Raw genomic sequence first — 23,576 nt, forward strand, 5'->3', positions numbered from 1 at the left:
ACTCATCTTTCTTTTAGCCGTTAAGATTCTAGCTATTATATAAGTTATATATTTAGTATTCGTTTTAATATTGCTATTTGCCCATTATGCCAACTTTGGTGTTGAGAGAGTAGTTTTAATGCTTGATATTTAGTCTTTGCAGAAGGGTTTGGCACTTCTGTAATTTTGTCTAAATCAATCGTATCTATGCTTTTCAAATTTCTAAATGTGGCAGAGCATGTAAATTGAAAAGCGTCTAATAACTCTTTTGCTGAAGGTTTTTCGCTTTGAAAATCACAAGGATTAGATTTGGGTCCGTAAAATTTAATATAATCTTTTACTTTTTTAGAAAACTCACTATCTGCCCCTGAAATTGATGCTACTCCATGTAAATAATTTGCTAAAATAATATGACCTATTTGCCAGTTTATATTTGACTTTATAATTTCTGGAGTTTCATTCCACTTTTCAAATGGAATATCTACTATTAACTTCTCAGTTTTTTCTTTTGCCAGATGAATTTGATCTTTAAGCACGATTATTTTCATTATGATGATAGTTTATTTTTTTCTAAAAATTTCCTCAATCACTTTTCTAAAGTAGAATGTTATACTTCCTTATTATTCTTATTTTAATAAAAGGAACATTACTGTTGTTACATTTTAATAGGCTTTTGCAACTGCCTTGTTAACTATCATTGTTAATTCATTAAAAGCATTTTCTTGAGAAGTTGCTAATAATTTCTGTTTTATCATTTCTGTAAGAACTTCAATAATATTTCTTCTAATTTTAACACTTTTACCGAAGTAAACATTCATTATTTTGTTTGGGATAATATGATTTATTTTTATAGTATTTTCATTTACAAAAAACATTTTTATAGCATGCATATTGCTTTTTCTTAGAACTATACATTCTGCCATCTGACCGTTAACATCTACTCTTTGCTCCCAAACATCATATTCTTTAGAACACTCTAGAGTAGAAGATTGCACTAACTTTTTTTGCAAATCATTTAGCGATTTATAATCGCTTTTAATCTTGATTGTTTTTTCCATTGAAAGAAGAATTACTTGATAATAATATTTTATGCATTTATTAAATAGGTATTGTTATTAACAATACACAATTATCTCACTAAAAACTTTTTACGAATAGTTCCTTTATCAAAGGAGGCGTTTAGTATGTAAACTCCCGATGCCAAAAAGTTTTTTGAAATAGTATTCTTACTTCCATTTAAGATTCTTACTCCTGCTAAATTATATACAGTATACCCTTGTAAAATAATAGAATTAGGATGGTTTATTTTAAGTTCATTTGTTGTTGAAACAATAGTAATTTCATCAGCTAATTCAAAATTGTTAACACTTAAAGAAGCATCTTCTGTTACGGTATTAAAGCCTGTCCATAACGCACCGGCATCTGTAACATAGGCACCCATAGTACCTAGCGGAATGTGAAGATCTATATTACTTCTGTTTCCAAAGGTGTCAAAACCACCACCTGTTGTTATATTCGGTGGTGTTATACTTTCTGAAACAACATTAGTTAAAGGATTGCTAATAAAAGCTGCATTTCCTATACTGGTAACACTATTAGGGATTGTAATATTGGTTAATTGATTTTGCGCAAAAGTATAATTACCTATAGTTATAATACTATTGGGTATAGTAACACTTGTTAATTGATTATTGTAAAAAGCTGAATACCCTATACTAGTAACACTATTAGGTATAGCAACAGTTGTTAGTTGATTATCGCTAAAAGCTGCTCCACCTATACTAGTAACACTATTGGGTATAATAATAGTTGTTAGTTGATTATCGTTAAAAGCTCCATCACTTATGCTTGTAACACTATTAGGGATGGTAACATTTGTTAATTGATTTTGTGCAAAAGCATAATTTATAATGGAAACTACACTATTTGGTATAGTAATACTTGTTAATTGTTTGTCGTAAAAAGCTATGTTTCCAATAGCAGTAACAGTATAAGTTATACCATTGTCTGTTACCGTATTTGGGATATTAACTACAGTTCCGCCAGCTGTGTCATAACCAGTAGTTTTAACGGTATTATTGGTTGTAGAAGTTACTTGATAAGTTATATAATCTACTGTAAATGTTTGCGAATAGCTTATCAATGATAAACTTAAAGCTAATAAAATGAATAATATTTGTTTCATGCTTATTTATATATATGTTATAATTTTTAACAGTAAAAATATATAGCATATATAAAAACCGAAATAACTAGTTAATTTCTGCTATCTCAGAACGAATAAGCGCTGAATTCCAATAAATATTCGAGTAGAAATAAAATAATTAACTATTATTCCAAGTTAAAAATACATTTAAAAACTGTTCTCTTTTTCTGGAAGAAACCGGAATTTTTCCACCATTTTTTAAATGAATAATACCCGACTTGTCATATTTATTTATATAATCTAGATTAACTATAAAAGATTGATGCGGACGTATAAAATTGTTTTTGAGAAGACGCTCTTCAAACTCTTTAATAGTCTTTGAAACCACATATTTTTTATTATTGGTGCAATAAAAGGTAGTATAACCTTTGTCAGATTCACAAAACAAGAGTTTATTTAAATCTATAACTTGAAAACTGTCATGCAATGATAAAATTAGCTTAGACTCATCATTACTCCAAACTTGTTTTGCTACTTTTAATTGTTGCCTTTGTTCTGTTAATGATAGTTTAGCTACTTTTTCTAATGCTATTTGTAACTCCTCTACATCAACAGGTTTTAAAATATAATCTATAGCTCCAATCTTTAAAGCTTTGAGTGCATACTCCTCATAGGCAGTAATAAAAATTATCTTAAATGATAAATTTTCAGTTTGATCTAAAAAATCAAATCCAGAACCATCAATAAGATTGATATCCAAAAAAACTAATTCTGGTTTACAAGCATGAGTAACAATAACAGCATCTTTTACAGACTCACATTCTCCTATCACATCTATTGTGGTCTCTAATGATTGTAACATACTAACCAAGCCTTTTCTTACATATTCTTTATCTTCTATTATTAGTGTTTTCACTTAACTTATCAATTTATTATGATGTAAGGTACTACTAAAGTAGCAATTGTTCCTTGCTCGTTGTATTTTTTTCTATCTTCAAGACTAACAGAACCCTTCATTTTAAAATCCTTAGAAAGCATTTGCAATCGTTCTGAAGTTATAGCCGTAGATAGTGATTTTTTATATCTATTTTTATTATATTTCAAAGACTCAATCCCAATGCCATTATCTGTAACAGTACAAATTAAGTTTTTATTTGAATAGGTAAGTCTAATATCTACAGATCTATCTTTTTGTTGATTTGCAAAAGCATGCTCAATGGCATTCTCAACAAAAGGTTGAATTAGCATAGGAGGTATTTTAAACAACGATGTATTTACCGTATTGTCTGTAGAAATAGTATAAGAATACATATTACTCTCTAAGTTTTGAAGTGTTAAATAGTTTTCTATTGCTAAAAGCTCTTCAGATAACAAAACCATTTTATCTCTAGAATTCTCTAAAATAATTCGTAGCAGTTTAGAAAATTTAGATATGTATAAAACAGACTTTTTCTCTTCTTTATTTAAAATCATTCCCTGTAATACAGAAAGTGAATTAAAAATAAAATGTGGTGTCATTTGCGAGCGTAAAAGTTTTTGCTCAATAATAACATTTTGAGTTTTAGATTTTTCAGTCTGTAGTTTTAAATAGAAAAATAAAGTTATTAAAAACAATACAATTATTGTTGCTACTGAGTAAAACCACCATTCTTTCCAATACGGTTTACTTATTTGAAACTCATATGATATAGTTTTATGTAATTCTTTTTGGTTTAGGCAAGAAGCATTGAAAATATAATTCCCTGGAGGTAAGGATGCAAATGTAATTTCTCTATTTTTAGAATAATACCACTTATCATTTAAACCAAGTAATCTGTATTTATAGATTAAATCATCTTTAAAAGATACGCCTTCTAAATTAAAAGTAATTCTATTTTGATTGTGTAGTAGTTCTACATTAGATTGATTTAAAATTATAGAATCATTAATTAACACTTCTTTAATTTTTAATCTAGGATTATTAATATAATGCTTGTTTAAAATATTCTTGTGCATTTTTAGGAGCCCTTTACTTGTCCCCAAGAATAAACTATCTCCTATTACTTCTAAATCAGTAATCTTATTATTATAACCTATATTCTTAAAAGAAACACCTTCTATAGATCTATGATTATTTAATAATAATATTCTATTGATTCCTTTATCTGTTATTATCCAAATATTTTCATCATTTTCAAAATGAATTTCTTCTATATTATTACTTAATAAACCATCTTTATTTGTTATTGATTCAAAATTTCCGTTAGAATATATCACAACTCCATTACCTATAGTAGCTATAAATAATTTATCTTTTTCTCTATCAACTTCTAAATCTTGAATTCTACAATCTAAAGCTTCATGATTAATTTTTTGAACAGTATCGTTAAATATTTTAAACAACCCTTTTGGTGTTCCAACAAACATTTGATCATTATACATTGAAGCATCTAAACATCTATATGGGAGTTTAACTTCTTGAACAGTATCATTTTTCACCTTAATAACTTTCCCTATTGAAGACAAAAGAATCACTCCTTTTTCAGGTTTTGACAAGCCTAGAGCATATGTTTTAACATTTGTATTACTTATATTTCTGAATAATTTATTATCTGATATAAAATACAAATCATCATTAGCTCTATCGTATTCAACTAAAGAAGGGGTTGGAAGCCTAGATTCATAAATTTTTTTATTTTTTCCACTTTTACTTCTTCTTATAACGTTTCCACTAGCAAAGCCTAAAACTAAATCATCATTATTCAGTTTTATCATAGATTGTACTTCTTCACTCCCAATACTTATACAATCTATTTCTGGACTAGCTACATAAAATACTCCAGATTTTAACGTACTAAACCAATATCCTCCTTCATGATCTATAAAAAAGCTTGTACATGTCTTTTTCTGTAAAAAACTTTTTTTAATATTCCCTTCCAAATCATAAATAGAAACTCCTCCTTCAATAAAGTTTATTGCTATTTTATCATTCCCAACTTTATCAATAGTTATCGGCTTATTTTTAAATTTAGTAAGCTCTATATCTTTTTTATGCTTATTAATTATAGCCACTTTATTATTATAAAGCATTACAAATACATTCTTACTAAATGAAATATTATCAATAAACCCCTGATCAAGGTTGTAATTAAAATTTCCTGTATTATCTATATAACTATACTTATTATCTTTATCTATAGTTACATAAAGTTTTTCATTTTTTTTAGGTAGTATTTTAGGCTTTTTTATTAGCTTACCTTCATTGGATATTATTATGTTTCCAACAATTTTTTGCCCTGCCAAGTGTAAATTACCTTCTTCATCTAAATAAATGCTTTTTATTATCTGATAAGGAGATGTAATAACTTCCTCCAATAAATAATTATGCTTATATTCAATAAACTTATCACTCCCCTTCTGAAAATAGAATAACTTATTGGTATGTTTAGTCCAGCACCAAATTTGATTATTTGTTTGTGGAAAAAAATCAAAAATCACATTACCTGGTACTCCTTGATTCTTTCCATAATTTTTAAATTCATAGCCATTATATTGTGATAAACCTCGATCGCTTGAAAACCACAAATAACCGTTAATATCATCTTGATATATGTCATATATCTCATTACTTGCCAAACCATCCTTTAAACTAAAATTAATATAGTTTTGATTTTGAGAAAAACTATAGTTAATAATGAGCAGTAGAAAAATTATAGATATTTGTTTCAAGATCTTTGGTTTTATAGACGAAAGTAAATTTCTTTATTCAAAGAACGTAAAATATTTATAAACCATATTTATATATTAAACCTATAAGTTTTTTTACAAAAAAAGACTTTAGAACTCAATTCAGAGAAATGAAAATGTAGAATTCTTTCTTTTTATTATACCTATGTTGTACCTCTAAAGCCATACAAGGCTTCAGATTTTTGTGAAGTCTTTTTATTACTAGTAGCGGATAAAATTGAAATATCGAAAAATTACATCGATGATTTTTTAGCAATAATAGATTTCTACAATTATAATTTGTAGCATAAAGTCTTTAAGTTGCGGATTTGTTGTTACAATATATATCTATTCTTCTCAAATGTTAAATAATCTGTACTTCCATTACCACCACTAACATCAATTAATTCTATTTTAGTAACAGTATTAGTAATGAAATCCCAATCATCATTAAGGTCTTCAAACTCATTAGTTAAGTTAAAGTTAATATTGAAGTCTACACTACTTAAACTACTACTATTTGTAATACTCCAAATACCATTATATGTTACAGCCCCATTACTTGCTGTTATAGTTCCATTCCATTCTCTGTAACCTAACAGCATTCAATATTGCCAATAATGCTACTCCTACATCTGCAAACACAGCTTCCCACATTGTTGCTAGACCACCTGCTCCCAAAATAAGCACAATTACTTTAACACCAAAAGCTAAAATAATGTTCTGCCACACAATTTTGCGAGTAGAACGGCTTATTTTTATGGCTCTAACCACTTTTGAAGGTTGGTCTGTTTGGATGATAATGTCTGCTGTTTCTATTGCTACATCACTACCCAAACCACCCATTGCAATACCAACATTACTTGCTGCTAAAACAGGTGCATCGTTAATGCCATCACCTATAAAAGCTACTTTATTTTCAGGGTTTTTCTTTAAAGATTCAACTTCGTTTAATTTATCTTCTGGCAGTAAACCACCTTTAGCGTTTTCAACATTTAACTCTTTTGCAACTTGCTGGGTAATGGAATCCTTGTCACCAGAAAGCATCATAATATTTTTAATACCTACTTTATGTAAATTGGTAATTGTTTCTTTTGCGTCTTCCTTTAGTTCATCTGCTATGACTACATAGCCTGCAAATTGATTCTCGATTGCAACTAACACTATAGATTCTACAATAAATTTTGTTTCAGCTGGAACATCAATATTATTCACAGCCATTAAGGCTTTATTACCTACTAAAACCGTTTTACCGTTTACAATACCTTTTAATCCTTTTCCTGCAATTTCAGAAACGTCTTTTGCTTCATAGTCATCTTCATTTTCTTTATACTCCATAATAGCTTTTGCAATAGGATGCGTGGATTGTTCTTCTAGAGCCATTAGGTATTTCATAAATTCGGATTCTTCCCAACCAGTAGACTTGATTTCCTTAATTTTGAAAACACCTTTGGTAACTGTTCCTGTTTTATCCATTACCAATGTATTTATCTTGGTCATAGCATCTAAAAAGGAAGCCCCCTTAAACAGAACACCATTTTTTGAAGCTGCTCCCAATCCACCGAAATAACCCAAAGGAATAGAAATTACCAACGCACAAGGGCAAGAAACCACCAAGAAAATCAATGCTCTATACAACCAGTCTCTAAATATATAATCCTCTACAAAAAAGTAAGGTAGGAAAGTAACTCCAATAGCTAAAAACACGACAATTGGTGTATATATGCGAGCAAACTGTCTAATAAATAATTCTGTTTTAGATTTACGAGCAGTAGCATTTTGAACCAAGTCTAATATTCTGGCAATGGAACTGTCTTCAAACTTTTTAGTTACTTCAACTTCAATAACACTTTCTAAATTGATACTTCCTGCATATACTTTTGCATCTTTTAAGATAGAATCGGGTTTACTCTCACCAGTTAAAGCAGCTGTGTTTAACAATGCTTTTTTGGATAATAATATGCCATCTAACGGGATTTTTTCACCTACACGTATTTGGATTTTTTCTCCTATTTCAACATTTTCAGGTGACACACTTATATAATCATTATCACGAAATACATTGGCTTCTTTAGGTCTTACATCTAATAAAGCTTTAATGTTACCTTTTGCTTTATTTACTGCGGCATTTTGAAATAATTCACCAACTGCATAGAATAACATCACAGCAACTCCTTCTGGGTATTCACCTATTATAAATGCTCCAATAGTGGCAATGGACATTAAAAAGAACTCTGTAAAAACATCTCCTTTTTTAATACTATTCCAACCTTCCTTTACTACTGGAAAACCTACTGGAAAATACGCTATAGTATACCAAATTATTCGCATCAAACCCTTAAAAAAAGTAGCATCAAAATAATCTAATGCTATACCAGTGATAAGCATAGTAGAACTTATGATTGCAGGAATATAAGCTTTGAAGTTATTTGATGAATTACCATGATTATGACCGTCATCGTGGCTATTTAGCTCTTTAGAATCTGTTCTTAAATCTCCTAAATTGACTTTCTTTTTTTTCATTGCGCTTCCAATAAGTTTTGAATATCTTTTGGTATAGGCATTTTTTGAAGAGGTGGTACATCTGCTCCTCCGGTATTTCCTAAAGGTACATGGTCAATAAAAGATTTCCAACCACCAACAAGTAAACGAATTATCTGTCCAAAAACTTCTTTAATATCATTTTGACGAAATCCAAACTTTAGCATTAACCAATGAGAATATGTGTGTTCTATTGGATAAGATTGCCCTATAATATGACTTCTTTCTAAATGATACCATGCATCTTTGTGATTACCCAATTTAAGATGTTGTCTATACTTTTTTAATTCAATTTCAAAAGCAAGTTTTAAATTTTCTGGTATTGTGGTATTGAATTTCATGATTTTAAATTTTGTTATAAAATTAGTTTTTAAAATCATGCAATGGAAGTGCATTGTTGTCTACTATACTCCACAATGATGCCTGAAAATTTATACTACACTAAAAAAACAGAAAATGGATTAAAAATATGAAGATATTCCAAAACTAAAACCACCTAATTTAGCTGGTTCATTGTTCAAAATATCAGTTTGTCTTTGAATCCTGTAATTTAACCTAAATACGGTTTGTTGCGTTGGCCTGAAACTAATTGCTGGCATAATACTCCAAAGCTCATCTCCTATATTACCACCAGTTTCGTTAAATCTTCCTACATTCCAATCCACATATTCAAATCGGCAAGCCAGATTTAAAGTTGCATTGTCCCAACCAAACATATTTTGTTTCAAAACTGGCTGAACTATATCCAGAAACCCTCCATATTGCTTGTCGCCATATTGTTGTGTATAGGTTTCAGGAACATCTACATTAACCCAAGCCCATTCGCCTGTAATAAATGTATTGGTTTTTGTTAGAGTTGTGTTATAATCTATGGCAAAGACATTTAATCTACGTTTTTCATCCAATACAATACCATCATCTTGAAAGGTGTTATAGATGCCCCCCATATAGGATAGACCAATTTCTCCTAATTTATTATTTCTAATAGCTATTTTAGCAGTTGTCAAGGGAGTTCCGCTTGCTGATTCCTCAAACCGTTCTGCATTATCTTTAGATGAGGGCAAAAATGTTTTGCTCTGTTCATTATCAATAATAGTATCATCAAAACCTCCTGAAAGATAAAGTTCATAACCAAACATCCAGCTATTTTTATAAGTCTTTCCAAAGAATCCAAAACCTGTATTACTCCATGTCGCTGGTAACATTTGAGTAGCAGAAATTGGGCGGTCTGTGAATTCCCATTTAGGGCCATCATGATTCTGATTAAATGCTCCAATAGGGTTCATAATAATACCTCCTCTTAAATTGAATAACGGATGAAATTCAACATCCAAAGAAGCAAATTCAATAGCTATCTCCTTACCTCCTTCTTCAAATTCTATTTCACTTAAAAACTTAATTTTCTTTGAAATAGAAGAAGCTACAAATAAAGTCATTCTTCGCATTTGGAATTGATGTCCTTCAGACACACCATCGGTACCTATATGTTGCCAATTTACTTCTGCATATCCACCTATAGAAACGGGGAGTTTCCCTAAACTTAAAAATGGTCTATTATAGACCGCATCCATATTAAGTTGTTGCTTTGTACTGTCTATTTGTTGCCTTTTAAATAGCGTAGAATCTACTTGTGCAAATGATATGGTTGATATTAAAGATAATATTGCTATAATTATATGTTTCATACTTTTTTAAGTGAGATTAAAATATTTTGATTGTCTAACTCTAATTGAAATTTACGTAATGGACTTGATGCTGGTCCGTTGGTTACATTGCCTTTATTATCAAACTCACTCCCATGTGCAGAGCAAACTAATTTTTCACCATAGGCTGTAACTTCATTCCCTTGATGGGTGCATTGCATATATAAAGCGGTAAAATGGTTTTCAGAAAACCGAAAAACATAGATAGGGTATTGCAGTTTCGAATTATTTACCACAAGATATTCCAACATTTTTCCGTCTTTTTCAAAACTTGATTGCGGTACAAGCAAATTCTCTCCTTCAATTATGGCAGAAATACTTTTGGTAGACACACACCCTTGCAGTAGTGGTGGAAAAATTGTAGTCCCTAAACAAGCAAATCCGCAAGTTTTGATAAACTCCTTTCGTTCCATGCTTACAGTGATTCTAGAAATTTGATTAAATCATCTTTTTCAGTTTCAGAAAGATTCAAGAACTGATTTTTACTGTTCTCTGCTTCTCCTCCGTGTAATAAGATAGCTTCTGAAATGCTTCTGGCTCTTCCATCATGTAACAAAAAGTATTGTCCACCTTGCGTGGATTCCGATAAACCGAGCCCCCAAAGCGGTGGAGTTCTCCATTCTGATGTTAGTGCATTACCTTCAGTATAACCATCATCCAAGTCACTACCCATATCGTGTAATAAAAGGTCTGTGTAAGGATTAAATTCTTTAAATGAAAGTGCTTCTATAGGAGAATAGCCTGTAGTTAAGGTTGGAGTGTGACAAGATGCGCATTGTATTTGATTAAAAAGCGTTTTTCCATTAATAACATTTGGGTCGTTCTGATTTCTGGGTACAGGTGCTTTAAGCGTTTGTAAATAGGCTACCACATCACGAATTGTAGCATCAGAAACTTCTGGGTCTATTGATAAACCACTATAGGTGTCTATAGGATTAAAAGTGGATGTTATACCCATATCTTCATTATATGCACCAACTGTTTGGTCTAATAAATCATAAGCCGCAGCCTTTTTTCCAAAACGATGAATATACATTCCATTTTGAGAAATTGCATTAGGGGCTGGGATGACAAAATCCTTAAGAGGAATCCAATGAGGAACTCCTGAAATACCATCATCATTAGTATCATTAGGGTCTGCCAGTGCCAAAATGTCTTCATCGGTTACAAATTGCAAAAAACCAAGTCCCGTTACGGCAGGAGGGGTAAATTTTGAAAAGGTTGCCCCATTTGGGATGCTTTCAGGTTCATATCCTGGTAATGACCTATTCTGAAGTTGAGGCCCTCCCATGTTTAGAAATTGATTACCTGAATTGTCTGACTGTCCAAAGCGTGTGAGCGTAGTGAAGGGGTGCCCTTTTCCATCTCCCGCATGGCAACTAATACAGCTATTAGTATTAAATATAGGCCCCAGACCAGTTGATGACGTAAATACCTCGGCAAATGCTTCATCACCTCTTAAGAATTCAGCTTGCTGTGCAAGTGTTAATCCTTCCATTTCTCCGTCTAATACGTCTTCAGAATTAGGAAGCATTGGTTCAAAATTGTCACAGGACGCGATTGTAATTGTACAAATTACGTTAAAAAGTAAAATTTTGGTTTTCATAATCTTGTTCATTTTGTAAGCAAAAATATATTTATTTAGTCTTACATAAAAATATTTTTAGCTTTATCTAAAAAAATAATTTATCGCAATAAAAACATTATAAATATGACTCTGTTAACTTAAGAAATGTTTGACACTATGATTTTCGATTTATGAATGTATGCTAGCACAAAATATCTATATCTTTTTAAAAAGATGTTTTTAACCAAACCAAGAAAGTACTTGTCCTTAAAATTTAATTATCATCAAACTACTACAGTAAACATGACATTATCCACTACATTTATCGCATATACCTTTTACAACCAAGTTTACATTTTCCGAAACAAAGCCATTAGGTACTTTTATTTGCGGTATTTTATGGTCTGTTAAGCAAATGGTTTCATCACAAATATTACAATGAAAATGTAAATGCAAGTCAGTTTCAATCTCACAATTACAATCTTTTTCGCATAAGGCATATTTGGCAATACCTGTACCATCGTCTATTTGGTGTACAACACCATTTTCTTCAAAAGTTCTTATCGTTCTGTAAAGCGTAGTTCTATCTGCTTTTTCAAACGCATTTTCAATATCACTTAATGTTACCGCGATTTCTTTTTCTGCAAGAAACTTATAAATTAACATACGCATTGCTGTAACGCGTATGTTTTTTGAATTTAATACTTTTTCTATTGTTTCCATAATTAATGTGAGTGTTCTGCTTCTCCTTTTTTCATTTCTGCAATTAGGTAATAGGCATTATTATAAGCAAACTTGGTATTAACAGGTAACTCTTCTGAAAAAGTGACTGCTATCCAATCTCCATCTTTTTCTCCAGTCATTACTTCTAAAGGTTTGAATACCCAATTTTCTCCTTCCTTTTCTGCTATAAAAACAAAAAATTTATTGCCTTCTTTTATAATAGCACTCTCGGGTAATGCTTTTGTTAAAATGTTTTCAATTTGTATTTTTCCTTGAATATACATACCAGGAATGAGGTTTCCTGACTTATTTTCAATTTCAGCGTGAACGTGAACCGCTTTAGGATTATCTTCAAAGGTTTTGCTTACCGAGTATATTTCAGCCGACAGCTCTGAATTTGGTATAGATTGAACACTAAAGGTTATCTTTTGCCCTTGTTTTATTTTATGTACATCTTTTTCAAACACCATAAAGTCTGCATGAACGTGATGGGTATTGACAATCTCGAATAGTTCAGTTTGAGGTTCTACATATTGTCCTGTTTTTACCTCAACTTTCTGAATATAACCCTCTATTGGACTACGTAATGGAGCTTGTTGTGCAATAGTACCGTTACGAACTGATGCTGTATTGATATTTAGAATTTTCAATTGAGCTGCCAAACCATTTACTAATGCCTTTGAACTTTTAAATTCTGCTTCTGCCTTTTGAAAATTAGCACCGGAACCTACACCTGCATCATATAATTTCTTTTGACGTTCGTGATTTTTCTTTAATAGTTCACTATTGCTATAAGCGTTTAGGTAATCGCTTTGCAAGGAAATGATGTTTGGGTGGGACAGATAGGCTATTACCTGACCTTTTTTAACCTTATCGCCTTCAATAACTTTTATAGACATTACGTTTGCGCCTATTACAGACGTAACAGCAGCTTCGTTTTGAGGTGGCACTTCTAATGAACCATTCGCTTCCACATAAGCACTCATATTGCGTAAACCCAAGGAGTCTATCTTCATTTTTAAGGTTTTGAACTGTTGTTCATTTAGTATTGCCTCCTGTTCTTCGTGATGGTCTTCATTTTCAATTGTTTGTTCTTCTTTTTCGTGTGAATGCCCATCGTGTTCATTATGATTTTCTATATTACCGCAAGACATCATAAAAAGTATTACGAAAAAAACGGTGATGTATTTATATAATATTGTTTTCATTTTTTTATTGATTAAAATATTGTAATTGAAATGCACTTTTTAAATAGTTAATTAAAGAGTTTTGAGCTTCCAGTTCTGACTTTACGGCTTCTTTTACCAATTGTGTAAAGGTGATATAATCTATTTCACCCTCCTTATACGCTAACAATGCTCCCGATTTTTGGTCTTTGGTTAATGGTAAAACTTGTGTTTCGTAAAAACTCCAAGAGGTTTTCCATTTTAAAAAATTTTCTTTTGCTTGAGTATATTGAGATTGTAACTCTTGTTTTTTGAACAACAAATTACTGTTAGCTATTTCATTATCAATTTTTGCTGATTTTACTCGAGCCCTATTTGAACCTGATAGGAATGGAATAGAAATCCCTGCTTGATAAGTATAAAAGCCTGAATTACCATTTACTTTTTGTAAACCTCCTTGAAGGTTTAGTTTTGGTAAATTATCTGCTTTAGCCGCTCTCAATTCTGCTTCAGTAACATTAAGTTGATTTTCCGAAACAGTAATCATTGGATGCTCATTTACTAATAAATTATTTATTTCTGTAGTTGCAATGTTTTCCAATTTATCGTTCACTGTATAAATTTCGTTCTCAAACAACCAAAGATTCAACTGCTGAATAGCTATGAGGTAATCTCTGTATGCCTGTGCTTTTTTATTCTGAATCTGAAATACTTGGTTTTTAGCTGCGGAAAATTCCAATTTTGAAATAGCTTCTACTTCGAAGTTAAGCGTTACTGCTTGCTCAAATTTTCCGTAAATTGAATCGAGCTCTTTGTATAATTGATAGTTTCTCATAGACTGATAACAATTTGCCCACGCTTTTTTTACTTCCAATTCTATATCCAATTCAGATAATTGTAATGCTTTTTGTGACAATTGAATACGTTGTTGTTGCAATTTTCGCTTTGCTCCAATTCCAAACAAGTCTATATCTGATTGTCCTATACCAACCGTTGTATAAATTCCCGTTCTATTATTAATTTCTTCACCTCCTGTAAAGATTTGAGTAGAACCAAAATCGAATGCGGTAGATTTAAGGTTTTTCTGTTTAGTAATTTCCAATTGTTTTTGTTTTAACAATGGATAGTTCTTTTTAGATAAAGCAACAGCTTCGTTTAATGTTATTTTAGGTAAGGTATCTATGGCTTGTTGTGCGTTACTTTGTGTTGAAAAACCAAACATTAAAACCAATACTGCGGTTGCATTAGCTATTTTTTTGTTTGGTTTAAAGCTAAAGGATTTATTCTCAACCCAATGATATAAAATAGGTAACACAAATAAGGTGAGTAATGTTGAAGTTAATAATCCACCAATAACAACGGTTGCCAATGGGCGTTGAACTTCTGCACCCGCTGATGCTGAAACTGCCATTGGTAAAAAGCCTAATACATCTGTAAATGCTGTAAGCATAATTGGTCGTATTCTTCGTTTTGTACCTTCTAAAATTCTATCCTTTAAATTGGTTATACCTTCTTCTTTTAATTCATTTAACCCGCTTATCATAACCAAACCATTTAACACAGCAACACCAAACAATACAATGAAACCAACACCTGCTGAAATACTAAAAGGCATATCTCGTAACCATAGCGCTATTATACCACCAATGGTAGCCATAGGTATAGCAATATAAATCATTAAGGTTTGCGATAATGATTTTAGAGCAAAGTATATAAGTATAAAAATGAGCAATAAGGCAATTGGTACAACGGTTAGCAGACGGCTGGTAGCACGTTCCAGATTTTCAAAAGCACCACCGTATCGAACAAAATAGCCTGATGGTAATTCTAATTGTGTATCTAATTTTTCTTTAATTTCACCTACCAACGATTTCACATCTCGTCCTCTTACATTTATACCAACATAAGTTCTTCTGTTAGTATTATCCCTACTTATTTGCATAGGTCCTGCTTTATAAGATATATCAGCAACTTCTCGAAGTGGAATTTGCACACCTGAAGGCAAATTGACAAATAGATTTTGAATATCTGATATATCCTTACGGTTTTGTTGATTTAAACGAACTACCAAATCAAACCGCTTTTCTCCTTCAAAAATAACTCCTGCTGTACCGCCAGCAAATGCAGATTGTACAGTTTGATTTAGTGCATTTATTTGAAGTCCGTATTGTGCTAATTTATCCCTATTGTAATTAATAGTCATTTGTGGTAGTCCCGTTGTAGCCTCCGCTTTCATATCACCAATACCTTCTGTTCCTGCAATAATTTTAGATATTTCTTCTGCTTTTTGAGACAACACCTCAATATCTTCACCATATAACTTTATGGCAATATCTTCACGTATACCTTCCAATAATTCGTTAAAACGCATTTCTATAGGTTGGGTAAATTCATAATTTACACCTGGAACAATCTCAACCGCATCTTTCATTGCTTCAATAAGCTCATCTTTTGTTTCTACTGTGGTCCATTTATCTTTTGGTTTAAGTATTACAAATACATCAGCAATGTCCATAGGCATTGGGTCAGTTGGTATTTCAGCCACACCAATACGACTAACTATTTTTTCAACTTCTGGGAATTTTGCCTTTACAATTTGCTCAATCTTTGTAGTAGTTTCTATAGTTTCAGTAAGTGAACTCCCAGGTTTTAAAATTGCGTGAAATGCAATGTCCCCTTCATCGAGCTGTGGGATGAACTCACCTCCCATTCGGGTAAACATAAAAACTGTTACGGCAAATAGTGCAACTGCGATTCCGATAATTAATTTACCTTTTAGAAGTGCTCTTTCCAATAAAGGTTTGTACTTGTTTTCAACCCAATACACAAATTTATCACCATAAGATAATTTATTATTTTTTGGAGGTCTTAAAATCAAAGCAGACATCATTGGAACATAAGTAAGACATAATACCATAGCTCCTAACATAGCGAAAATGAAGGTTAGTGCCATAGGCTTGAACATTTTGCCTTCTATACCTTGTAAAGCTAAAATTGGAAGAAAAACAATAAGAATAATAAGTTGACCGAAAAAAGCTGCGTTCATCATTTTTTTAGAAGCTGATGCTGCTACTTCATCGCGTTCCTTGACTGTTATTTTTTTCTTTTTAAGTACCTGTGAAGCAATGAGAAATACCGTAGATTCTACTATAATTACTGCTCCATCTACAATAATACCAAAATCTATAGCTCCCAAACTCATTAGGTTTGCCCATACATCAAATACATTCATTAGTATAAATGCAAATAACAGGGATAATGGAATAGTTGAAGCTACAATTAAGCCACCTCTCCAATTACCTAACAAGAAAATAAGTACAAAAATAACAATTAATGCACCTTCAATAAGATTGGTAGATACAGTAGAGGTTGTTTTACCTATTAACTTGCTTCGGTCTAAAAGTGGTTCAATAACAACACCTTCAGGCAATGATTTTTGTATTTGAACCATTCTGTCTTTTACGTTTGCAATCACATCATTAGAATTTGCTCCTTTAAGCATCATCACCAAACCGCCTACAACCTCGCCTTCACCATCTTGCGTTAATGCACCATATCGTATGGCCGAACCGAATTTTACAGTAGCTATATCAGCAATTGTTATAGGTACATTGTTTATAGTTTTTACCGTAATTTTTTTAATATCTTCTAAACTTCTTGCCAATCCTTCTCCTCGTATAAAATTAGCCTGATGGTTTTTTTCGATGTACGCACCTCCAGTATTTTGGTTATTTGCTTCAAGAGCTTCAAGTACATCTGTAATAGAAATCCCAATTGATTTTAGCTCATTAGGGTCTACTGCGACTTCATATTGTTTTATTTTACCACCAACAGCATTTACCTCAACAACACCAGGAACCATAGCCATTTGTCGTTGTACAATCCAATCTTGCATTGTACGTAATTCAGAAATGGAATATTTATCTTGATATTCAGGTTTTATTTTTAATGTGTATTGGTATATTTCCCCTAATCCCGTAGAAATAGGCCCCATTGAAGGTTCTCCAAAACCTTCTGGAATCTGTTCTTTTACTTCGTTGAGTTTCTCTGCCACCAATTGTCTCGGTAGATATGTGCCTATATCATCATCAAATACAATGGTTACTACTGACAGACCAAAACGTGAAATTGAGCGGATTTCTTCTACATTAGGCAAATTACTCATTGCTACCTCAACAGGATAGGTTATTATTTGCTCAATATCTTCTGTTCCTAAATTTGGAGATTGTGTTATTACCTGTACTTGATTGTTGGTAATATCTGGAACGGCATCTATGGGAACTTTAGTCATACTCCAAATGCCTGCTCCAATTATGGTAAGCGTTAGCAAACCAATAATGAATTTATTATTGATTGAAAAATCAATGATTTTATTAATCATAGAAAATATATTAATTCAGTTATACTTTTTCGATAAATGCTTAAATCGTTAGCAAATCGAATGAAAAAGACCATAAAAGGTCAAAAAAAGGCATAGTTATCCTTTAAAAAACTGAATTAAATCTGGGGCGGTTGAAGTATAGCAGAATTAAAATCTTTTTCCAGACCTTTAAAGTGATAAAATACTTCTGTAAAAACATCTATTTTAACAACCATAAAGTTATTAGCCATGAAAGATATTGCATGAATGTGACAACATTGACAGCTACAAAAAGGAGAACATAAATCATTATCTATATGTTGGTGACTGCTATCTATATCTTTTGAAATCTCTGTTTCAGCCTTATTACAATCAGTATCAATGTCTTCACAAGGCACTAAATTGAGCGCTAAGATATAAATAGATAATAAAAATGTCAAAACTTTCATCGATGCAAAGATATAATTTTTTTAATGCAATGTGATTGCAAATAAAATCAATATTACAGAAAATATCTTAGTTAAAAAGTTAACTCTAAACACCAATAAATGGGTATAGACTATAACCTTATCAGTTACTATATCGAACATCTACCCCTTACAATTTATTTAAGACATCGGTAGGGTTAAAACTGTTTTATCCGTTTTATTTATAGACTAACCCAATATGAAGATTAAAACTCAAATACAACATCTCATATCCGAGATTCTAATAGCTAATACCATTGACCTAAAACGCTCTCTAGGTAATCAAACTATTGAATTATTTAAACAAGCTAACCTCATCAATAATACACCAGTAGCAATTAAATTAAATACTACTCTAGAACTTAAAGAAGCTATCGATAATTTCTGTATAAATGATAATTTAACCAATAGAGATGCTTTAAATAATATACTTGAATCTATTAACCAGTTATTGGTTGATGATAAGATTGCTAGTTAATACTGGTGGTAATTCTTTGCGGCGGCGATGACTTTTCTAAAACGCCTATTTTAAAAGGTGTATAATATAACGTGTTGTACAAGTGATTATGATCGCTGCGCGATTCATAATCCACACTTATAACTTTTCTTCTTTTGGATAAAGTAACTCATTAACTGTTACACCTAAAGCTTCAGCAAACTTCATAAGAGTAGTAAAACCCATTTCAACCCTACCTTTTTCATAACGTCTAACAGCAGAAGGGTCTATATTCACTAATACTGCAATATCCATTTGGGTCATTTTATTTTCAAGTCTTAGAGTCTTGATTCTTTCCCCTAACTGTATAATAATTTCAGTATCTGGATTATATTTTGCTTGTTTAGCCATAGAACAAATTTGCTCTATTTGGCCAAAAAACAGCAGAACATATTTGAACGGTCTTATTTGTTTTATTATATTTGGCCATAACCAAAGGCTAAAACAATGAAATTAAACAACTACTCAGTTAACGAATACACTCAGGTATTAGATAAGTTGGCGCGTGCTAAAACCGTTCATAACTATACTTACACTGGTTATACTGAACTATCGTTTTGGTCAATAATAGGTTGGTTATTTCAGTCAGCAATTTATATCGTTGTTTACCCAATTATATTTCTAATCATATCAGTTATTAAATCAATTAAAAAAGAATACTAGTCATGAAAAACATTATCTACCTTATTCTAATTATTTGTTTAACCTCATGCGCTCAGAATAGCTCAAATAAGACCGATTACGGACTTTATTTAACTCCAGAAGTAAAAGAATACATGAACGCTAATAACGTTGAATTTACCCCACTGGAAAAGGATATAATACGCTTAACTATGGAACAATATGAGTTTAATGTTCAATGGTGGGAAATTAACTTAAAGCACAATAATGATATCAAAATTAGAGACCGAAAAAAAGCATTAATGACTTATGCCTACCAAAAGAATATTATCACTGGAGACCCGTTAACCAGTTCATATATTATCGAAAAGTTTGTTAGCAAGTTTGAGAAAACCAGAACTCAAGAAGGAGCAATGAAAAGCTTATTTGACTATGCAGTTAAGGAGAAAAACTGGGCTAAGAAATCATTAGATGAAATAAAGACGCAGTATAATATAAAGTAGTTTCAAACTGGGGTTATATCCTTGCGGCGGCAAGGGTTTTTGTAAACCATAAACAACATAGGGAGGGGTATTAAATATCCTGCCTATGTGATGAACAATTCTATTTGATGTTGCTTGTTACCCGTCTTATATGCATAAGCCATTGACTCATTTTTACCGCACCTTAATATCTAAATTTATGCCAGCCTAGTTTTTTGCTTTGAGCGTTTAAAACGTCCTTGATAAATTCTTGTGATATTTATTAATAAAGACAAGAAACTATGAAACTTACAATAAACTACAGACAACTACTTTTAGCTATTGACCAAACCAAAACGGTAAAATATCCCATCACGTTTAAAGATGGCTCAATGGCTTCATCCTTTAAAGATTATATTGACCAACAACAATTAAATTAATGGGGTAAACCGTACCTGAGCTATAAAGAACCGTACCCTGTTTACAATTATAGTTGCTATGCTACACAAGTAAACCGCCGATTATTTAAAGAATTAGAGTGTTTTATATAATTGTGTGTTTAAATTGAGGTGTTTAGATCGACTTCGTCGATTCTAAACCCTCATTTAAACTAATTGCACTATGCTACAACTACTGATTTTGTTGTTAAATAACCTTCGTAATCTACACCAGGGACATTGTAATAACCTACGTGAAACTGAACCTTTCGTAAATCGTTTTTATCTTTTATAAGCTCTGTAAACCCTTCTTCATCGGTCTTTGCTACTAATACACTTGTTGGTAATACAATCTTTTTATCAATAATATCAGAAGCCTTAAATACTATTGCATCATGGAAGCGCATTCCATTACCATCAATAATAGAATTATAAGCAGCAATTAACTCTGCTTCTGCTTCAGTCATCAGCTTAAAGAAGCTACCTCTTTCAACTCCAGCAGTTAATTCAGCTAATTGTTTAGCTTTGTTTTTAGAGTAACCAGCATCACAATAAACTTCAATAGCTCTAGCTTTTGAAAGTCTATGATTATTGATTGTAGAATTAAAAACCCATTTAGCTTCATACCTAGATATTTTACGTTTTTTCATTAAGTTTCTGTAAACTTCTTTTGCTTTGTTTGTTTCTAATATTGTATCTATAAACTGAGGGTTTGCACTCGTTAAATCAACTTCTACATACTTAATTGGTATAATGGTTCTAAGTGCATTAGGAAGCGCCGTTAACGGACTGTACTCTCTAAAACCTACTCGTTTAGCTTTACCACATTTACCTTTAGTTAAACAAAAGATAATAGCTTCTTTCATTAACTTCTTTAAAGATTCTCGTGTATTGTATTTACCAATGGGTTTACCCTCCAATATTCTTTTATAGTTTGATTGAATAGACTTTTTTAACCTATCTTTTTCGTTTTTGGTTAGTTCAATTTCTTCAGACTTCAAAAGCTTGATAATTGCATTTCGAGCATTTTTCGATTTATTACTACCCGTATCTTTATACTTCAGATATATTTCTTGGTTGTGAAATGTTTGTTGTATTAATAACCCGCGCGCAACAGTATCAGGAAATTTGTTATTACCTATCTTATGAATTGTATAAAGCATTTGCCAATCATCAGTTAATGATGATTTAGTTTTTAATAGTTCACTTATCGCATCATCATAGTAATTTTTAGAAGCATTTCTTTCATAACTAGATAACTGCCTAACATGGTATTTAGTGTTACCATTAATACATAGAAATGCATTTACCGATTTATAAAACTCACCTACATACACACGTTTATTATTCAATTTATTCATCACCCTATTAGCTCCTGTAGCAGCTAATAAGTGAGCCGTTAAATACATTAATCCCAGTTTTGGACTAAAGGTACCATCCTCTTTATTACGCAGCTTATATTTGATGTTATAGTAGTCTTTTAATAACTGGTCCGAGCCACGATTAATTAAGTTTTGCATTTGTTCACTAAAGGTTGTACCTATCTCTTTATATATCTTTTCAGATTCATTGATATACTCACCAATAACAAATCCATAAGCCTCTAAAGACTGTTTCAACACCTTGTGATTATACAAGTGGTAATCATTAATCTTTATCAATAACTCTTGTATTGACTTCATACGATTGATATAACCAGCACTAGTGATATAACCATTGCTAATTGCGTCATACTTTAGTTCTGGTGTATCTCTTACGACCTGATAAGCCTCAACTTTTCTTTTATAAGCTTTGTAAGCTGCATTAAGTTGACTAGGGTATAATGGGTACTCAGCATTTTTTCTACAAAGATTCACAAATAAAGCCTGATGAACTTTTGTTCTACATCTACCATAACATTGTACTATGTTATTCACGTTTATCTTATGAGCATCATTCTTCTGGTCACTTACAATCAGTATGCTACATTCTTGTTCAATATCAAACCCCGCGAAATATGAACTGGACAACATTAACACATCTGTCTCATCGTAATTAAGTTCATCTAATAATATTCCTCGATTATTAGGTGCTAACTTTAGTTTTAATGTTTCTCCAACCAGATTGGCTACTCTAAGGTCTTTAAATGATGTGTGTAGATTCTTGTTATTGGTAAAGATTATAACTAGTTTATCTTTTTCATACTGGTCATAAACGAATTGATGAACATCTTTTTTATTATAGCTAATATCTAAGTATTTAGGCTGTTGATTCGCACGTGAAACGTTGAAGTATTTAATCTCTTTTCCTACTGGAATGTCCCAACCTTGATATACTGGTGTTGCTGTAGATAACGTAAATGTTGCTTTCCACTCATTATATACCAATTCCATAAATGCGCCCATACTATCTCTATATGAAGCATCTTGTGAATAGGCATGAACCTCGTCAATGAAGATTGGTATATTAATCAACTTCATATAAACAGCAGAATCATATACCGAAAGAATCTGGTCTGGTGTTGTGTTTATAATTAAGTTTTGCTTATCAGAATCTTCAAAGTATTTTAATGCATCCGCCCAAGTGTCTTTGGTGTCACTAAAAATGAATAGTTGTTTATCACTTTCGAATTCGCCTTCGTTTGATTTTTCTTCTTTTCCTTTTATCATCCCTATATTAGGACTGATAATTATGTAATTACCTTTTTGGTAATTTAGTATGGCAGTAGTTCCGCCGATTCCAGTACTTCCTTTTATAATGTACTTGTTTGCTGTTGCATCAGTAAGAATATCTAATGCTGCACCCGATATAAATTGACTATCGAATGTTAAAAATTTTGTGTTCTGCAATCAAAGAATTGTCAGGGCTTATGTTAACTAGTAACATTTTTATTAACCTTTAAAGTTTGCCAAACAAAAAAGGTCCGTGAATCTTAATGCACCTCAACATTTTCATCACAAACCTTTTTAGCTCTTCAAGAGCATTACACAATTTATATTTTTAATTATTGAGGTGATGCTCCCGCTCACGTAGGAAGCAATTTTAAATTCTTTCTTTATAAAGAATATAACGAAATAAAATGACAAGGTCAAGTCTATCCAGCCATTTGAGCGATATTTTTTCAAATATTTTTAGTACGTTTTTTTTAGCTTTTTTGCGTACTAGATATTTTACTAAAATCGCCCAAAAACCTCTATTTAAGCTGTTTTTACCGAATTCTATGCC

20 protein-coding genes are annotated in these 23,576 nt (G+C 31.5%); 3 read left to right on the forward strand and 17 right to left on the reverse strand.

The features are described 5' to 3' along the window. Positions 1–44 precede the first annotated feature (44 nt). The 15 genes from ACFQ1O_RS09580 to ACFQ1O_RS09650 all read right to left on the reverse strand — a co-directional run bounded on the left by ACFQ1O_RS09580 (position 45) and on the right by ACFQ1O_RS09650 (position 18,339). On the reverse strand, positions 45–527 hold the full coding sequence (locus ACFQ1O_RS09580) for a DinB family protein (RefSeq protein WP_377715795.1): 483 nt from the start codon (positions 525–527) through the stop codon (positions 45–47). A 114-nt stretch (positions 528–641) separates the two neighbouring features. Continuing rightward, positions 642–1,037 (reverse strand): hypothetical protein, encoded by a 396-nt coding sequence (locus ACFQ1O_RS09585; RefSeq protein WP_377715797.1) that lies wholly within the window; start codon positions 1,035–1,037, stop codon positions 642–644. Positions 1,038–1,108: 71 nt separating this feature from the next. Continuing rightward, a complete protein-coding gene (locus ACFQ1O_RS09590) occupies positions 1,109–2,164 on the reverse strand; it encodes a leucine-rich repeat domain-containing protein (protein ID WP_377715799.1) in 1,056 nt (351 codons plus the stop codon). 139 nt (positions 2,165–2,303) lie between these two features. Then, a complete protein-coding gene (locus ACFQ1O_RS09595; RefSeq protein ID WP_377715801.1) occupies positions 2,304–3,041 on the reverse strand; it encodes a LytR/AlgR family response regulator transcription factor in 738 nt (245 codons plus the stop codon). 8 nt (positions 3,042–3,049) lie between these two features. Further along, positions 3,050–5,833, reverse strand: coding sequence for a sensor histidine kinase (locus ACFQ1O_RS09600; protein ID WP_377715803.1), 2,784 nt, complete (start codon positions 5,831–5,833; stop codon positions 3,050–3,052). Positions 5,834–6,165: 332 nt separating this feature from the next. Continuing rightward, a complete protein-coding gene (locus ACFQ1O_RS09605; RefSeq protein WP_377715804.1) occupies positions 6,166–6,435 on the reverse strand; it encodes a hypothetical protein in 270 nt (89 codons plus the stop codon). Continuing rightward, entirely contained in the window at positions 6,389–8,353 is a 1,965-nt protein-coding gene (locus ACFQ1O_RS09610; RefSeq protein ID WP_377715805.1) for a heavy metal translocating P-type ATPase, read from the reverse strand. Before ACFQ1O_RS09610 ends, ACFQ1O_RS09605 begins: the two co-directional genes overlap by 47 nt. Next, positions 8,350–8,712, reverse strand: coding sequence for a DUF3703 domain-containing protein (locus tag ACFQ1O_RS09615; protein ID WP_377715806.1), 363 nt, complete (start codon positions 8,710–8,712; stop codon positions 8,350–8,352). The genes ACFQ1O_RS09610 and ACFQ1O_RS09615 overlap by 4 nt, the downstream gene beginning before the upstream one ends. A gap of 120 nt (positions 8,713–8,832) precedes the next feature. Then, entirely contained in the window at positions 8,833–10,056 is a 1,224-nt protein-coding gene (locus ACFQ1O_RS09620; RefSeq protein WP_377715807.1) for a hypothetical protein, read from the reverse strand. Then, a complete protein-coding gene (locus ACFQ1O_RS09625; protein WP_377715809.1) occupies positions 10,053–10,487 on the reverse strand; it encodes a QcrA and Rieske domain-containing protein in 435 nt (144 codons plus the stop codon). The genes ACFQ1O_RS09620 and ACFQ1O_RS09625 overlap by 4 nt, the downstream gene beginning before the upstream one ends. Before the next feature lie 2 nt (positions 10,488–10,489). Continuing rightward, positions 10,490–11,680: a di-heme oxidoredictase family protein gene (locus tag ACFQ1O_RS09630; RefSeq protein WP_377715810.1), complete on the reverse strand. Its 1,191-nt coding sequence runs from the start codon at positions 11,678–11,680 to the stop codon at positions 10,490–10,492. Between the two features lie 270 nt (positions 11,681–11,950). Further along, complete coding sequence (locus ACFQ1O_RS09635) at positions 11,951–12,364, reverse strand: Fur family transcriptional regulator (RefSeq protein WP_377715811.1); 414 nt, start codon at positions 12,362–12,364, stop codon at positions 11,951–11,953. Positions 12,365–12,366: 2 nt separating this feature from the next. Further along, complete coding sequence (locus ACFQ1O_RS09640) at positions 12,367–13,572, reverse strand: efflux RND transporter periplasmic adaptor subunit (RefSeq protein WP_377715812.1); 1,206 nt, start codon at positions 13,570–13,572, stop codon at positions 12,367–12,369. Between the two features lie 4 nt (positions 13,573–13,576). Next, positions 13,577–17,911, reverse strand: coding sequence for a CusA/CzcA family heavy metal efflux RND transporter (locus tag ACFQ1O_RS09645; RefSeq protein ID WP_377715813.1), 4,335 nt, complete (start codon positions 17,909–17,911; stop codon positions 13,577–13,579). 116 nt (positions 17,912–18,027) lie between these two features. After that, the gene (locus ACFQ1O_RS09650; protein WP_377715814.1) at positions 18,028–18,339 is read right to left on the reverse strand and encodes a DUF6660 family protein; all 312 of its coding nucleotides are present in this window, start codon (positions 18,337–18,339) and stop codon (positions 18,028–18,030) included. A gap of 217 nt (positions 18,340–18,556) precedes the next feature. Between ACFQ1O_RS09650 and ACFQ1O_RS09655 the strand changes: the two genes are divergently transcribed. Beyond that, the gene (locus ACFQ1O_RS09655; protein ID WP_377715815.1) at positions 18,557–18,835 is read left to right on the forward strand and encodes a hypothetical protein; all 279 of its coding nucleotides are present in this window, start codon (positions 18,557–18,559) and stop codon (positions 18,833–18,835) included. 117 nt (positions 18,836–18,952) lie between these two features. Here ACFQ1O_RS09655 and ACFQ1O_RS09660 read toward each other — a convergent pair whose 3' ends face one another. Further along, positions 18,953–19,204, reverse strand: coding sequence for a helix-turn-helix domain-containing protein (locus ACFQ1O_RS09660; protein WP_377715816.1), 252 nt, complete (start codon positions 19,202–19,204; stop codon positions 18,953–18,955). 96 nt (positions 19,205–19,300) lie between these two features. Here ACFQ1O_RS09660 and ACFQ1O_RS09665 point away from each other — a divergent pair, with 96 nt between their 5' ends. Together ACFQ1O_RS09665 and ACFQ1O_RS09670 are read left to right on the forward strand one after the other, a co-directional pair. After that, positions 19,301–19,516: a hypothetical protein gene (locus tag ACFQ1O_RS09665; protein ID WP_377715817.1), complete on the forward strand. Its 216-nt coding sequence runs from the start codon at positions 19,301–19,303 to the stop codon at positions 19,514–19,516. A gap of 2 nt (positions 19,517–19,518) precedes the next feature. Further along, positions 19,519–19,977, forward strand: a complete 459-nt coding sequence (locus ACFQ1O_RS09670) for a hypothetical protein (RefSeq protein ID WP_377715818.1) — start codon at positions 19,519–19,521, stop codon at positions 19,975–19,977. Between the two features lie 577 nt (positions 19,978–20,554). Here the strand turns inward: ACFQ1O_RS09670 and ACFQ1O_RS09675 are convergent. Next, on the reverse strand, positions 20,555–23,200 hold the full coding sequence (locus tag ACFQ1O_RS09675) for a hypothetical protein (protein ID WP_377715819.1): 2,646 nt from the start codon (positions 23,198–23,200) through the stop codon (positions 20,555–20,557). Positions 23,201–23,576: the final 376 nt, after the last annotated feature.

The organism is Pseudofulvibacter geojedonensis (assembly GCF_042675745.1).
GTDB classification, from domain to species: domain Bacteria; phylum Bacteroidota; class Bacteroidia; order Flavobacteriales; family Flavobacteriaceae; genus Pseudofulvibacter; species Pseudofulvibacter geojedonensis.